The following is a 13,691-nucleotide window of genomic DNA, read 5'->3' on the forward strand; positions in this document are numbered from 1 at the left end:
CGGGTGTGCGCGCACGCGCGGCGGCAGGCTCCAGACAGGCAAGACAGGAGATGAGGCAGTCCGTGGCAGACGAGAGGCTCGACATCGTGACAGACGAGATGGGGCCCACCGGCCGGCCCGTCCGAGAGTTCCCGGTGCCGCCCGCACTCGACGGGCACGGTCCCGCGCGCATCATCGCGATGGTGAACCAGAAGGGCGGGGTGGGCAAGACCACCTCCTCGATCAACCTGGGGGCCGCGCTCGCCGGCTACGGACGCAGGGTCCTCCTCGTCGACTTCGATCCGCAGGGCGCCCTGTCCGTGGGGCTCGGCATCAACCCGCATGCGCTCGACCGCACCGTGTACGACGTGCTCATGAGCTCGCGCATCGACCCGCGCGAGGTCATCCACTCGACGGCGCACACGGGCATCGACGTCATGCCGGCGAACATCGACCTCTCCGCCGCGGAGATCCAGCTCGTGGGCGAGGTGGCCCGCGAACAGGTGCTCACGCGGGCGCTCGCGAAGGTCGCCGACGAATACGATGTGGTCCTCGTGGACTGCCAGCCCTCCCTGGGCCTGCTCACCGTCAACGCGCTCACCGCCGCGCACGGCGTCGTGATCCCGCTGGAGACGGAGTTCTTCGCGCTGCGCGGCGTGGCGCTGCTCGTGGAGACGATCGAGAAGGTCCAGGACCGCCTCAACCCGAGCCTCAGGATCGACGGCATCCTCGCGACGATGTACGACGGCCGCACCCTGCACTCGCGCGAGGTCATCGCGAGCATCGTCGAGGCCTTCGGGGAGACGGTCTTCGACACCGTCATCAGCCGCACCGTCCGGTTCCCCGACGCCTCCGTCGCCGCCGAGCCCATCACGACCTTCGCGCCCTCCCATGCCGGGGCGGACGCCTACCGCAGGCTGGCGAGGGAGCTGATCTCCCGCGGGGGCTCGCCCTGAAGCGCAGCCCCGGGGCGCACAGCGACCGGGAGGGGCGCGAGCGGACCGGCTTCACCGTGGTCCTGGAGAACTTCTCGGGGCCCTTCGACCTGCTGCTCGACCTCATCGCCAAGCGGTCCCTCGACGTCACGGAGATCGCCCTGGCAGAGGTCACGGACGAGTTCCTCGACTACGTGTCCGCGCTGCGGGGGACGCGGTCGCTCGACGAGCTCACGCACTTCCTCGTCGTCGCCGCCACGCTCCTCGACCTCAAGACCGCGCGCCTGCTGCCGGGGGGAGAGGTCGACGACGAGCTCGACCTCGAACTGCTCGAGGCCCGCGACCTCCTCTTCGTGCGCCTGCTGCAGTACCGGGCCTTCAAGGCGGTCTCGCAGGTGCTGGGCGAGCGGATGGGCGCTGCCGCCAGAGCGGTGCCGCGCTCGGCCGGGCTCGAGGCGGAGTTCGCGGGCCTGCTGCCGCCGCTCGAGTTCTCGACCTCGCCCGCGGTGCTCGCCGCGGTCTTCGCCGCCGTCGTCTCCCGCGACAGGACACCGCCGCAGGTTGCGCTCGACCACCTGCACGAGGCCCATGTCTCCGTGCCGGAGCAGCGGGCGGTCCTGCTCGCGCGCCTGCGGGAGGCCGAGCGCGCGGACTTCGCAGACCTCGTCGCGGACGCGGAGTCGCGGCTCGTGGTCGTCGCCCGCTTCCTCGCCGTGCTGGACCTCATCCGGACAGGGCTGATCGAGGTGGACCAGCCCGAGCCGCTGGGTCCGCTCAGCGTGGGTCTGCGGGAGGATCAGGAACGCAGCCGCTCCGACGGTGCGGAAGGCGAAGAGGCACACGAGGACGAGGAGAGCCATGAGGCATGAGGCCGAGGGACCGGGGAACGGCACTGCGCCGGAGCTCCTGACCGCACTGGAGGCGATCCTCATGGTGACTGACCGGCCGGTGGGCGCCCACGAGCTGGCGGAGGGCCTCGGCGTCGAGGAGGCCGAGGTCTCCGCGGCCCTCGAGGAGCTCGCCGCGGACTTCGACGGGCACCGGGGCGCACGGGCGCGCGGCTTCCGGCTGGCGCGCGCGGCCGGCGGCTGGCGCATCTACACCCGTGCCGAGCAGCATGATGCGGTGGCGGGCTTCCTCACGGCGGGCCAGAGCGCGAAGCTGTCCCAGGCCGCGCTGGAGACCCTCGCGATCATCGCCTACCGGCAGCCGGTGACGCGGGCGCGGGTCTCCGCGATCCGCGGGGTCAACGTCGACGGGGTCGTGCGCACGCTGCTCATGCGCGGCCTCATCGTGGAATCGGGCACGGAGGAGCTGACCGGCGCGGTCCGGTTCGTCACGACCCCGGCGTTCCTCGAGGCGGCAGGACTCGGGCGCATCGAGGACCTGCCGGACATCGCTCCGTTCCTGCCGGAGGGGGATGAGGCGAATCGCACAGGCGAGGCAGGTGCCGGATCCGAGCGGGAGTTCGGGATAATAGACGTATGAACTCCTCAGATCCCCGCTCGCCGGGCCACCGCAGCAAGCGTCCCGCCCGTCGCGTGCGCAGCAACCCCCGCAAGCCGGCGCAGACGGGGCACGGAGCGGTCTCCGATGTGCACGCCGCGGACGGCGTCCGTCTGCAGAAGGTCCTCGCGGACGCCGGGCTCGGCTCCCGCCGGGCGTGCGAGCGCCTCATCGAGGAGGGGCGCGTCGAGGTGGACGGCGTCATCGTCACGGAGCTCGGCACGCGCATCGACCCGGAGAAGCAGACGGTGCACGTCGACACCCTCCGCATCACGGCGCACACGGACAAGGTGTACCTCGCCTTCAACAAGCCCGCGAAGGTCGTCACCTCGATGAGCGATCCCGAGGGCCGCAAGACGGTGGCGGACTACCTCAGGAACCGCCCCGAGCGGCTGTTCTACGTGGGCCGCCTCGACTACGACACCGAGGGCCTGCTGCTGCTGACGAACGACGGCGAGCTCTCCAACCGCCTCACGCACCCCCGCTACGAGGTGCCCAAGACCTACCTCGCGCAGGTCCGCGGCCCCGTGCCCAAGGACGCGGGCGCGCGCCTGCGCGACGGCATCGAGCTCGAGGACGGGATGGCGCACGTGGACTCCTTCCGGCTCCTCGACTCGACGCCGGGGCGGGCGCTCGTCGAGGTCGTCCTCCACTCGGGCCGGAACCGGATCGTCCGCCGCCTCCTCGAGGCCGTGGGCACGCCGGTCGAGCGGCTCGTGCGCACGCAGTTCGGCCCCATCGCGCTCGCGGAGCAGCGGCCCGGCAAGATGCGCGATCTGCGTCCGCACGAGGTCGGCGAGCTCATGAAGGCCGTGGGCCTGTGAGCGCTGGTCCGGCGGATCCGCACCTTCCCGCCCGCGTGCACATCGTGGGTGCGGGGCTGCTGGGGACCTCCCTGGGACTGGCGCTCACCCGCGCCGGCTGCACCGTCACGCTCGCCGACGTCTCGCCCACTTCGGCCCGGCTCGCCGCGGACCTGGGCGCGGGCAGCGTGGGCGAGGCCCCGCCGGAGACCGGCCTCGTGATCGTCGCCGCACCCCCGGATGTGACCGCCGGGCTCGTCGTCGAGCACCTGCGCCGGCTGCCCGAGGCCACCGTCACGGACGTCGCGAGCGTCAAGGGCGTGCTGCTGGAGCGGGTGCGCCGGGCGACGGAGCGCAGTGAGCTCGACCGCTACATCGGCTCGCACCCCATGGCCGGCCGCGAGCGCTCGGGCGCGACCTGGGCGCGCACGGACCTGTTCCGCGACCGGCCGTGGGTGATCTGCTCGGACGCGGACACGCCACCGGACCGGCTGGCCCAGGTCGAGGCGGTCGCCCGGGCCGTGGGCTCGACCGTGCTCCATCTCGAACCGGAGTTCCACGACTCCTCCGTCGCCCGGGTCTCCCACGCCCCGCAGGTGGTGTCCTCGCTCATGGCCGCCCGGCTCGCGCGCATGCCCGTCGAGGGTGTGGCGCTGGCCGGTCAGGGGCTGCGGGACGTCACCCGGATCGCCGCCTCGGATCCGGGGCTGTGGACCCAGATACTGGCCGGCAACGCCGCCGAGGTGCGCGCGGTGCTGGCGGAGTTCCGGGAGGACCTCGACCGAGTCATCGACGCGCTCGCGCTCGATCCCGGGGCGCTCGCCGTCCTCGCCGGTGCGCTCGCGGCGGGCAACGAGGGCCGGCTGCGGATCCCGGGCAAGCACGGTCAGGCGCCCACGGCCTATGCGACGGTCACCGTGGTCATCGGCGATGAGCCGGGCAACCTCGGGCGCCTGTTCGCCGAGGTGGGCGAGCTGGGCATCAACATCGAGGACGTGCGGATCGACCATGCGACAGGGCGTAGGCTGGGAAGCCTGGACCTGTTCGTGCTGCCGGCCCATGCCCAGGACCTCGTGACGGGCCTGCTCGCCCGCGGCTGGCGGCTGCCCGAGCATGCGGAGGCGGAGCTGCCCGGGCCGACCACCGAACCAGACACCCCGAACGAAGGACGCACATGACAGTCATCGCCATCGACGGCCCCAGCGGAGTGGGCAAGTCCAGCACCTCCAAGGAGGTCGCCCGCCGGCTGGGATGCGCCTACCTCGACACGGGCGCGATGTACCGGGCGATGGCCTGGCTGGCGCTCAACCGCGGGGTGAGCGATCCCGGCGACGTGGTCGAACTGGTGCGCGGTGCCGATCTCGAGATCTCAACGGATCCGGACGACTTCCGGGTCGAGGTCGACGGCATCGACGTCACGCTCGAGATCCGCTCCGACGAGGTCTCCGCGGGCGTGCAGACCGTCTCCGCGGTGCCGGAGGCGCGCGAGGAGCTCATCGAGCGGCAGCGCGAGGTCATCGCCGATGCCGCCGGCGGGATCGTCGTCGAGGGCCGCGACATCACGACGGTGGTGGCGCCTGAGGCGCCGGTGCGGATCCTCATGACGGCGGACGAGGAGGTGCGGATCGCGCGCCGTGCCGGTGAGAACCACGGCACGGCCGATGCCGCCGCGCTCGCCGCGACGCGCGCCCTCGTGGCCGAGCGCGATGCGAAGGACTCGGCCACCACGAGCTTCCTCACCGCCGCCGACGGCGTGCACACGCTGGACACGACGCACGTGGGCTTCGACGAGGCCGTCGAAGCGGTCCTCACTCTCGCGAAGGAGGCCTCATGACCGAGCCGATGCCCGAGGCGGATGATTTCATCCCGCTCCCCGACGAGGACCTCGCCGAGCGGCTCGCGGACATCGACGAGGCCGATGCCCGCAGGCGCGCGGAGTCCCTGCGCTCCGGGCTCGCCGACTACGACCTCGAGGCCGAGGACGAGGAGCTCCTGGCCGATCTCGAGGACCCCGAGGCGGCCGGCGGGCTGGTCCGGCCGGCTCCCGTGCTCGCGATCGTGGGCCGGCCCAATGTGGGCAAGTCCACACTGGTCAACCGCATCCTGGGCCGGCGGGAGGCGGTGGTCGAGGACGTCCCCGGCGTCACCCGCGACCGTGTGCGCTATCGCGGGGAGTGGGGCGGGAGGCCGCTGACCCTCGTGGACACCGGTGGCTGGGACATCGATGCGAAGGGCATGGCCTCGAGGATCGCGGAGCAGGCGGAGATCGCCGTGGAGCAGGCCGACGGCGTGGTGTTGGTCGTCGACGTCGCCACGGGGGTCACCTCGACGGACGAGCACGTGGTGCGGATGCTGCGGCGCGCGGGCAAGCCCGTGCTGCTGGCGGCCAACAAGGTCGACGACGAGCGCGGCGAGCTCCAGGCCGCGGAGCTGTGGTCGCTGGGCCTGGGCGAGCCCCACCCCATCAGCGCGATGCACGGGCGCGGCGTGGCGGATTTCCTCGACGAGATCATGGAGATGCTGCCGGAGAACTCGTTGGTGGACGACGCCGAGGAGCCCGGCGGCCCCCGCAGGATCGCGCTCGTGGGCCGGCCCAATGTGGGCAAGTCCTCGCTGCTCAACAAGCTGTTCGGCAGCGAGCGCGTCCTCGTCGACAACGTCGCCGGGACCACGCGCGACCCCGTGGACGAGCTCGTGGAGCTGGGCGGGCGCCCGTGGCGGTTCGTGGACACGGCGGGCATCAGGAAGCGGGCGCGGCAGGCCTCGGGCGCGGACTACTACGCGGCACTGCGGACGCAGACGGCGCTCGAGCGGGCCGAGCTCGCGCTCGTCCTGCTCGAGGCGAGTGAGCCCCTGAGCGAGCAGGACGTGAGGATCGTGCGGAACGCGACCGAGGCCGGCCGGGCGCTCGTGCTCGTGTTCAACAAATGGGATCTCACGGACCAGGAGCGCCGCGACTGGCTGGAGCGGGAGATCGAGAAGGACCTCGCCCATGTGGCGTGGGCCCCGCGTGTGAACATCTCCGCGAAGACCGGCCGGCACGCGGAGAAGCTGGTGCCGGCGATGGAGAGGGCGCTGGAGAACTGGGACCGGCGCATCCCCACGAGCCGGCTCAACGCGTTCCTCGGCGAGCTCGTGGCGGCGAATCCGCACCCGCTCCGGGGCGGCAAGCAGCCGCGCATCCTCTTCGGCACGCAGGCCTCGAACCGGCCCCCGCACTTCGTGCTGTTCACGACCGGCTTCCTCGATCCCGGCTACCGGCGCTTCATCACGCGCCGGCTGCGCGAGACCTTCGCCTTCGAGGGCACGCCCATCGAGATCAGCATGCGGATCAGGGAGAAGCGGAAGCGGACATGAGCGCGGCCGGTGCCGGGGCATCGCCGTCGGCCACGGCACCGCCGCCGGCGCTGCCCCGGTTCGCGACGGTGACGCTGGGGCTCGCGGGGCTCGCCGTCGTCATGGTCGTGTTCCGGCAGCTGCAGGACATCGTGGCACCGGTGTTCCTCGCGCTCAACCTCGTCATCATCGTCCACCCGCTGCAGGCGCTGCTGGTCCGGGCGAAGGTGCCGCGGTTCCTCGCGGCGATGGCGACGGTGCTCATCGTGCTCGTGGTGCTCGCGGCGTTCTTCGCGCTCGCCGCATGGTCGATCGCGGAGCTCGTGCTCATCATGCCGGGCTATGCGGGCGAGGTCGTGGCGATCGTGCAGGACACGGGACAGTGGCTCGAGACCCTGGGGCTCACCCCGGGGGTCCTGCAGCAGCAGCTCGCGGCGCTGGACGCCTCCCGCGTGATCTCGACGCTCGCACCGCTGTTCTCGAACGCCACGCTGGTGCTCACCCTGCTCGTCACCGTCGTGATGGCGGTCTTCTTCGTCGCCCTGGACACGATGTCGTTCCCGCAGCGTCTGGCCTCGCTGGGACGGGAGCGGCCGGGCTTCGCCGAGGCCATGACCTCGTTCGCGGCCGGGGTGCGCCGGTACTGGGTGGTCGCGACGGTCTTCGGCCTCATCGTGGCGGTGCTGGACGTCGTCGCGCTCGAGGTCATCGGGGTGCCGCTGGCGCTCGTGTGGGGAGTGCTGGCGTTCCTCACGAACTACATCCCGAACGTGGGCTTCGTCATCGGCCTCGTGCCTCCCGCGCTGCTCGCGCTCGTGGACCAGGGCTGGGCGGCGGCGGTCTGGGTGGTGGTCGCATACTGCGTGCTCAACTTCGTCATCCAGTCGATCATCCAGCCCAAGTTCACGGGGGAGTCCGTGGGCGTCACGCCGCTCGTGAGCTTCCTGTCGCTGCTGTTCTGGTACTGGGTGCTCGGCTGGCTGGGGGCGCTGCTGGCGCTGCCGGCGACGCTGCTGATCAAGGCGCTGCTGGTGGATGCGGATCCGCGAGCCCGGTGGATCAACAGCCTCATCGCCTCCGATCTCCGGACGGGGGCCAGCCTGCCGGTGGCGGGGGTGCCCGGAGGCGGGCGCCGCGAGGCACGGCGCGGCCGCGAGATCGTGGTGGCGCTGGACGGGACGCCGGAGGGCGAGGGCACTAGGATGGGCGCATGAATGCGAAGATCCTCACGATCCACCCTGTGGATCCGCAGCCGCGTCTCATCCGCCAGGCCGCAGAGGTCATCGCCTCGGGCGGGCTGATCGCCTATCCCACGGACTCCGGCTACGCGCTGGGGTGTGCGCTGGAGAACAGGTCGGGCGTCGACCGGATCATCCGGATCCGCCGTCTGGACCAGAAGCACCACTTCACGCTCATGTGCCACGACTTCGCGCAGCTGGGGCAGTTCGTCATCATCGACAATGCCGCATTCCGCGCCGTGAAGTCGCTGACGCCGGGGCCGTACACCTTCATCATGAAGGCGACGAAGGAGGTGCCGCGGAAGATGATGCATCCCAAGAAGCACTCCGTGGGCGCGCGGATCCCGCAGAACCCCACGGCGCTCGCGCTCGTGGAGGAGGTGGGCGAGCCCCTCCTCTCCTCCACGCTCATCCTGCCCGGCCACACGGACGCGATGACGGACTCCCTCGCGGTCTCGGACGAGATCGGCAACGACGTCGACCTCATCGTGGACTCCGGCGAGCCGGGGACCGAGCCCACGTCCGTCATCGACTTCACGGAGGGTGCGGCGATCGTCCGGCGCGAAGGCGCGGGGGACGTCTCCCGGTTCGAGTGAGCCCCCTCAGCTCTCCAGGGCCGAGGCGCGGTGGAGGCCTCCCACCATGGTTCCCGAGACCCGGATCTCGGGGAGTCCATGGGGGTCCGTGTCGAGCGGATCCGCGTCGAGGATCGCGGCGTCCGCCCATTTCCCGGGCTCCAGCGAACCGATCTCGCCGTCCCGGTGGAGGAGGACCGCAGGTCCCAGTGTGACTGCGCGGAGCGCCTGCTCCGGGGTGAGGCGCTCGGTCCCGCCGAGGACGCGGCCGGAGGGGGTCTCCCGGGTGACGGCGTGCTTCATGGACGAGAGCGGTCCCAGGGGAGTGACGGGGGTGTCGCTGTGCAGGGCGACGGGCACGCCTGCGGCCAGCGCGGTCGCCGCGGCATTCATCCGGCGAGCCCGGTCGGGCCCCACCGTCAGCTCGACGTGCTGATCGCCCCATGCCCAGATGTGGTTGGCGAAGATGTTCGCCCCCATGCCCAGAGCCGCCATGCGCCGGTACTGGTCCGGGGTGGTCATCTGCGAGTGGGTGACGGTGTGCCGGTGATCCCAGCGGGGCGCCCTGCGCAGCACCCGCTCCAATGCGCTGATGAAGACCTCGGAGGCCTCGTCTCCGTTGCAGTGCGTGTGCACCAGCAGGCCCTGCCGGTGGTAGGCGAGGAGCGCCTCCTCGAACTCCTCGGGTGACGTCGTCCACAGCCCGTTGGGCTCCCCGCCGAGATATCCCGGCTCACGGAGGCGGGCGGTGAAGCCCTGGATGGAGCCGTCGAGCATGAGCTTGACGTTCCCGAACCGCAGCCACGGGTCCGAGGCGCTCGTGCGCAGTTCGGCAAGCTGTGCGGCGGCCTCCGCGGGGGCGGGGCCGCCGAATCCCGCCCCGAAGTGGAAGACGTCGAGCCGGACGCCCAGGTCCGGCCCCGCCTCGTCGAGGTAGGCCCGGCGGCGCTCCGGGTCGAGAACTGCGCGGGAGCCGAGGTCGGTCACGGTCGTGGTGCCCGTGTTCACCGCGTCCTGGGCGAGTCCGCGCAGGGAGGCGGGGTCCGGGGCGAGACCGCCTCCGCCGGTGAGCGGTGAGACGAGTGCCATCGCGGCGAACTCGCGCAGCTCGCCCGTCGGCCGGCCCGAGCTGTCCCTGACGACGCCCTCCACCGTGGTGGAGGAGTCGATGCCGCAGCGGCGCAGGGCCTCGGAGTTGACCACCATGAGGTGCCCGTTGGCGTGCCTGACGCAGATCGGTCGGGTGGTCGAGACCTCGTCGAGGTCGCGCGCCTCGACGGTGTCCGGATAGTAGATCGGGTCGAGGCCCCAGGCGACCAGTGTCCGGTCCGGATCATCGAGCGCCGCCTCCGCCCCGCGCAGCCGGGTCAGCACCTCGGGCACGCTCGCGCATCCCGTCCAGAGCCTGCCGTCGGGGGAGCGCCGGTCGAAGCGGCCCAGGTACGTCATCCGCCACATGCCGCCGGAGCCGGCATGGCTGTGCGCCTCGACGAAGCCCGGCACCAGCACCTTCTCCGCGTACCGTTCGTCCACCACGTGGTCGCCGTATCCGCGCAGCTCCTCCACCGTGCCCACCGCCAGCACCCGGCCGTCCCGCACCGCCAGGGCCTCGGCGGTGGGCACGGCCGGGTCCAGCGTGCGGATGAGCCGCGCGGGATAGATCGCGATGCGGGCCTCGGGCGGGTCAGCCGGGGTGCACATGAGAGTGCTCATCCGGGCGCTCACGCGGGCCGGTGCTCGAGCATGACCCGCTCGAACAGGACGTCCGACAGCGGCGTGTAGTCGGTCTCCGGGTCGTACCATTCGTGGAACTCGGCGAAGCCTCCCCGATCCGTGTATCCCAGCTCCTCGAGCTGCTCCGACCAGAAGGCGGCGGACTCGTCGACCCGCGTCCGCACGTCCTCGCCCAGGGTGCCGGAGTCCGCGACCTCCTGCATCCGCTCCTCGTTCGCCTCGGCGATCCGGGTCTGGAGCTCCTCCGACAGCGGCTCGACGCCCACCCCGCGCTCCCCGGCCTCTGCGATCGCCGTCGCCTGGGAGCCGATCGAGGTCTCCATGCCTCCCTGGAACGCGGCGTGGAAGGAGTCGAACAGGATCTGCCGGTAGGCCAGCGGCAGGCTCTCGACGCCCGTGCCCTGCAGGATCGCGCCGGAGACGCGGGGGAACTGCGTCGTGGTGGGATAGCCCAGGTTCTGTGCGACCTCGAAGAAGCCTCCCTGCGAGACGTCGGAGAGCACCGCGAGCGTGCAGTCCACCGTCCCGCGCTGGAGCGCCTCGTAGGCCTCGACGCCCGCGATCGAGACCGGTGCGGACCCCAGCTCGCCCACCAGCTCGTTCTGGGGCTGGGAGCCCACGCGGACCTGCAGTCCGCGCCAGTCCTCGACCTCCGTCGCGGGCTCCGTGCACACGGAGTGGTAGGCGCTCGTGGCCGAGACCGGGGTGAACGGCGTGAGTCCCAGCTCCTCGTACTCCGCGAGCACCTCCGGCGACTGCCAGGCCAGGTCCGCGGCCAGCAGGTTCGCGAGCAGGTCCCCCTCGAACGGGGAGGCCGCCTGCCCCGCGAGCAGATCGTTGACCGCGTTGACCGCCGGGAACCGGTCGGGCTCGTAGGTGGGCAGCGTGAACGCCATGTCCACGCGGCCGTCCGCGAGCGCGTCGTGGAGCTCCGCATACGGGGCGATCGACTGGTTGAACGCGAGCTCCACCGTGAGCTTCCCGCCGGAGGCCTCCTCGACAGCCTCCTTGTAGCGCACCCCCATGGGCGCCTGCGGCGAGTCCAGCGAGGTCGCCGGGATCTGATAGGTCACGGTCGCCGGTTCGAGGTCGGTGAGAGCCTCCTCGACAGCCGCGGCGTCGGCACCGTACTCGTAGCCGTTCCCTCCGGCACCGCCGCCCGCCCCGCCGGATCCGGCAGAGCCCGCGCACGCGCTGAGCACCAGCGCTCCCGCCGCTCCCGCGCTCAGCACCGCGGTCCTCACCCCGCGCGCCCTCGCCGGCCCGCTCTTCGTCATCCCTGCCCTCGTCATCCCTGCCCCCGTCGTCATGATGTTCCCTCGCCGTCATCCGCCGCTGCGTCCGGCCCTGCACCCGCCGCTGCGTCCGGCCCTGCTTCCAGCCCCAGCGCCCGCAGCCACAGCTCGGTGAGCTCCCCGGCGAACCGCACCGCCCCGTCCTCCCCGTCGTACCGCTCATCGCCGGGGTGGACGTACACGTAGTAGCAGTGGCGGCTCACCATGAGCCCCAACGAGCGTGCGGTGAAGTCCGGATCGACGGACTCCGGCACGCGCCCGTCGGCCTGCAGCGCCCTGATCGTCTCCGCGTTCCGGCTGAAGAAGGCCTCTCCGCGCCGCAGCCTGTTCTGCTCGATCCGCTCGTCGTAGTGCCTGGCCTCCTCGAGGATCTTGTTGAGCCCGCGGTTGGCCCGGAACGCGCGGACGTACTCGAGGTTCCCGGCCCGGATCCGCTCGACCGGATCGCCCTCCTCGACCGGCCGCGAGTGCGCCGGGACCACGGACTGCGCATAGGCATCCTCGATGAGCGCGGCCAGCAGCTCCTCCCGGTTGGTGAAGTAGGTGTAGAGGGTGCCCGAGGCGACGCCCGCCTCCTCCGTGACCTCGCCCAGGGTGGTGCCCAGGAAGCCCCGTCGCTCGAACACCCGCTGCGCCGCGCGGATCAGCCGCGTGCGCGTGCGCATCCCCTTGGCGCCCAGCTCCTCCGGGTCCTTGCGCGCCCTCATGTGCCCACCGGTGCCACAGGCTGCCCTGTGTCCTTCCGCTCCGCGCCGAGCCCGCTCAGGGCCCGCTTGAGGATCTTGCCGGAGGGCCCCTTGGGCAGCTCCTCGACGAACTCGACGATCCGCGGGATCTTGTAGGCGGCCAGGGCCTCCCGGGCGGCCCGTTCCACGGCCTCTGCGGTCAGCGCCGCACCGGCGTCGTCCGCCGTCCGCGTGAGCACGGCGGTGACCTGCTGGCCGTACTTCTCGTCCGGGGTGCCCACGACGGCGGCCTCGCGCACGCCGGGGATCTCGTAGAGCACCTCCTCGACCTCGCGCGGATAGACGTTGTAGCCGCCGTGGATGATGAGGTCCTTGAGGCGGTCCACGATGAACAGGTAGCCGTCGGAGTCCATCCTGCCCAGATCGCCCGTGCGGAACCAGCCGTCCGGGCTCAGCACCTCCGCGGTGGCCTCCGGCCGGTTCCAGTAGCCCTTCATGACGACGGGACCGCGGATGCACACTTCGCCCACCTCGCCGGCGGGCACGGGGGAGCCGTCGAGTCCGATCACCCTCACCTCCTGCTCGCCCACGGGACGGCCCACGCTGCCGACCTTGCGCTCGCCGTCGATGGGGTTGAAGGTGCCCAGCGCCGTCGTCTCGGTGAGGCCGTAGCCCTCCACGACGGGGGCGGAGAAGCGCTCCTCGAACCGCCGGACCACCTCGCCGGCGATCGCCGCGCCCCCTGAGCTCACCGCCCGCAGCGCCGGTGCCGTGCCCTCGGAGGCTCCCGCGAGCACCGACATCCACATCGTGGGCACGCCGGAGATCATGGAGATCCCGTCCAGCTCCAGGGCGCGCACGAACTCCTGCGGGTCCCAGCGGGGGAAGAGCGTGACGGGCTGGCCCATCGAGAGCGCGGGGAGGACGACGGCGGCCAGCCCGAACACGTGGAACAGCGGCAGGCCCGTGGCCCAGCGCTCGTCCTCGGTCGCCTGCACGAGGCCCCTGACGGTGCGCGCGGCGGTCGTGAGGTTGCCCAGGGTCAGCATGGCCCCCTTGGGGCGGCCCGTGGTGCCCGAGGTGTAGAGCAGTGCGGAGACGTCGTCCGGCGCGCGCTCAGTGATGTCGAAGGAAGCCGGGTCCGCGGCGCAGGCGGGAGCACCGGCCGCGATGAGCGGGACGGTCCGGAAGCCGATGCCCGCCTCGGCGGCGGCACGCTCTCCGGCGGTCGCGACGGCCGGATGCGCCACCACCTGCCGGGCTCCGGAGTCCTCGATGAGGTAGGCGAGCTCGCGCACCGTGGACAGCGGGTTCACCGCCACCACGATGAGGCCGGCGGCATCCGCGCCGAGGAACTCCGCGAGGAACTCGGGGCACGTGGGCGCGATGAGGACGATCCGCTCGCCCGGGGACAGGCCGGCGGCGCGGAACCGGTCGCGGGCCTGTCCCACCCGGGCGAGCAGGGCGGCCCATGTCACCTCCACCCGGGCCTCTCCCGGCGGGGTCCGGAGCGCGACGCCCCCCGGTCTCTCCGCGGCCCAGGGGAGCAGGAGGGAGGTGAGCGAAGCGGGGGCGGTCGCGGTGGGTGCCATGATGCTCCTTCG

At 72.1% G+C, this 13,691-nt stretch carries 13 protein-coding genes; 9 read left to right on the forward strand and 4 right to left on the reverse strand.

Features of this window, described 5'->3' with window-relative positions; translation table 11 throughout:
- The first annotated feature begins 50 nt into the window (after window positions 1–50).
- The 9 genes from K318_RS0113275 to K318_RS0113315 are packed head-to-tail and all read left to right on the forward strand — an operon-like array spanning window position 51 to window position 8,393.
- Window positions 51–935, forward strand: coding sequence for a ParA family protein (locus K318_RS0113275; RefSeq protein ID WP_029089830.1), 885 nt, complete (start codon window positions 51–53; stop codon window positions 933–935).
- A 56-nt stretch (window positions 936–991) separates the two neighbouring features.
- Complete coding sequence (locus tag K318_RS21930; RefSeq protein ID WP_051298007.1) at window positions 992–1,783, forward strand: segregation and condensation protein A; 792 nt, start codon at window positions 992–994, stop codon at window positions 1,781–1,783.
- On the forward strand, window positions 1,773–2,402 hold the full coding sequence (gene scpB / locus K318_RS21935; protein ID WP_035282035.1) for an SMC-Scp complex subunit ScpB: 630 nt from the start codon (window positions 1,773–1,775) through the stop codon (window positions 2,400–2,402). The genes K318_RS21930 and scpB overlap by 11 nt, the downstream gene beginning before the upstream one ends.
- A complete protein-coding gene (locus K318_RS0113290; RefSeq protein ID WP_029089831.1) occupies window positions 2,399–3,244 on the forward strand; it encodes a pseudouridine synthase in 846 nt (281 codons plus the stop codon). The genes scpB and K318_RS0113290 overlap by 4 nt, the downstream gene beginning before the upstream one ends.
- Window positions 3,241–4,401, forward strand: coding sequence for a prephenate dehydrogenase (locus tag K318_RS21940; protein WP_084500219.1), 1,161 nt, complete (start codon window positions 3,241–3,243; stop codon window positions 4,399–4,401). Before K318_RS0113290 ends, K318_RS21940 begins: the two co-directional genes overlap by 4 nt.
- Window positions 4,398–5,057 (forward strand): (d)CMP kinase, encoded by a 660-nt coding sequence (cmk, locus tag K318_RS0113300; protein WP_029089832.1) that lies wholly within the window; start codon window positions 4,398–4,400, stop codon window positions 5,055–5,057. Before K318_RS21940 ends, cmk begins: the two co-directional genes overlap by 4 nt.
- Window positions 5,054–6,580: a ribosome biogenesis GTPase Der gene (gene der / locus K318_RS0113305; protein ID WP_029089833.1), complete on the forward strand. Its 1,527-nt coding sequence runs from the start codon at window positions 5,054–5,056 to the stop codon at window positions 6,578–6,580. Before cmk ends, der begins: the two co-directional genes overlap by 4 nt.
- On the forward strand, window positions 6,577–7,773 hold the full coding sequence (locus K318_RS21945; RefSeq protein WP_051298008.1) for an AI-2E family transporter: 1,197 nt from the start codon (window positions 6,577–6,579) through the stop codon (window positions 7,771–7,773). Before der ends, K318_RS21945 begins: the two co-directional genes overlap by 4 nt.
- Window positions 7,770–8,393: an L-threonylcarbamoyladenylate synthase gene (locus K318_RS0113315; RefSeq protein WP_029089834.1), complete on the forward strand. Its 624-nt coding sequence runs from the start codon at window positions 7,770–7,772 to the stop codon at window positions 8,391–8,393. The genes K318_RS21945 and K318_RS0113315 overlap by 4 nt, the downstream gene beginning before the upstream one ends.
- 6 nt (window positions 8,394–8,399) lie before the next feature.
- Here K318_RS0113315 and K318_RS0113320 read toward each other — a convergent pair whose 3' ends face one another.
- From K318_RS0113320 to K318_RS0113335, 4 genes are read right to left on the reverse strand one after another with little or no spacing between them, the layout of a single operon-like run.
- The gene (locus K318_RS0113320; protein WP_245579911.1) at window positions 8,400–10,085 is read right to left on the reverse strand and encodes an amidohydrolase; all 1,686 of its coding nucleotides are present in this window, start codon (window positions 10,083–10,085) and stop codon (window positions 8,400–8,402) included.
- Window positions 10,086–10,093: 8 nt separating this feature from the next.
- The gene (locus K318_RS0113325; protein WP_245579912.1) at window positions 10,094–11,416 is read right to left on the reverse strand and encodes a type 2 periplasmic-binding domain-containing protein; all 1,323 of its coding nucleotides are present in this window, start codon (window positions 11,414–11,416) and stop codon (window positions 10,094–10,096) included.
- A complete protein-coding gene (locus tag K318_RS21950; RefSeq protein WP_051298009.1) occupies window positions 11,413–12,108 on the reverse strand; it encodes a TetR/AcrR family transcriptional regulator in 696 nt (231 codons plus the stop codon). Before K318_RS21950 ends, K318_RS0113325 begins: the two co-directional genes overlap by 4 nt.
- The gene (locus tag K318_RS0113335) at window positions 12,105–13,679 is read right to left on the reverse strand and encodes a class I adenylate-forming enzyme family protein (RefSeq protein ID WP_029089837.1); all 1,575 of its coding nucleotides are present in this window, start codon (window positions 13,677–13,679) and stop codon (window positions 12,105–12,107) included. The genes K318_RS21950 and K318_RS0113335 overlap by 4 nt, the downstream gene beginning before the upstream one ends.
- Window positions 13,680–13,691: the final 12 nt, after the last annotated feature.

The sequence above is a fragment of the Brevibacterium album DSM 18261 genome (assembly GCF_000426445.1).
GTDB classification, from domain to species: Bacteria; Actinomycetota; Actinomycetes; order Actinomycetales; family Brevibacteriaceae; genus Brevibacterium; species Brevibacterium album.

What these genes read in the sequence shown, in the direction of transcription:
- K318_RS21950 (WP_051298009.1), bottom strand. Translation starts at nt 12,108, where the DNA reads ATGAGGGCGCGCAAGGACCCGGAGGAGCTGGGCGCCAAGGGGATGCGC.
- K318_RS0113335 (WP_029089837.1), bottom strand. Translation starts at nt 13,679, where the DNA reads ATGGCACCCACCGCGACCGCCCCCGCTTCGCTCACCTCCCTCCTGCTC.
- K318_RS0113315 (WP_029089834.1), top strand. Translation starts at nt 7,770, where the DNA reads ATGAATGCGAAGATCCTCACGATCCACCCTGTGGATCCGCAGCCGCGT.
- K318_RS0113275 (WP_029089830.1), top strand. Translation starts at nt 51, where the DNA reads ATGAGGCAGTCCGTGGCAGACGAGAGGCTCGACATCGTGACAGACGAG.
- K318_RS0113325 (WP_245579912.1), bottom strand. Translation starts at nt 11,416, where the DNA reads ATGACGACGGGGGCAGGGATGACGAGGGCAGGGATGACGAAGAGCGGG.
- K318_RS0113320 (WP_245579911.1), bottom strand. Translation starts at nt 10,085, where the DNA reads ATGAGCACTCTCATGTGCACCCCGGCTGACCCGCCCGAGGCCCGCATC.
- K318_RS21945 (WP_051298008.1), top strand. Translation starts at nt 6,577, where the DNA reads ATGAGCGCGGCCGGTGCCGGGGCATCGCCGTCGGCCACGGCACCGCCG.
- K318_RS0113290 (WP_029089831.1), top strand. Translation starts at nt 2,399, where the DNA reads ATGAACTCCTCAGATCCCCGCTCGCCGGGCCACCGCAGCAAGCGTCCC.
- scpB (WP_035282035.1), top strand. Translation starts at nt 1,773, where the DNA reads ATGAGGCATGAGGCCGAGGGACCGGGGAACGGCACTGCGCCGGAGCTC.
- der (WP_029089833.1), top strand. Translation starts at nt 5,054, where the DNA reads ATGACCGAGCCGATGCCCGAGGCGGATGATTTCATCCCGCTCCCCGAC.
- cmk (WP_029089832.1), top strand. Translation starts at nt 4,398, where the DNA reads ATGACAGTCATCGCCATCGACGGCCCCAGCGGAGTGGGCAAGTCCAGC.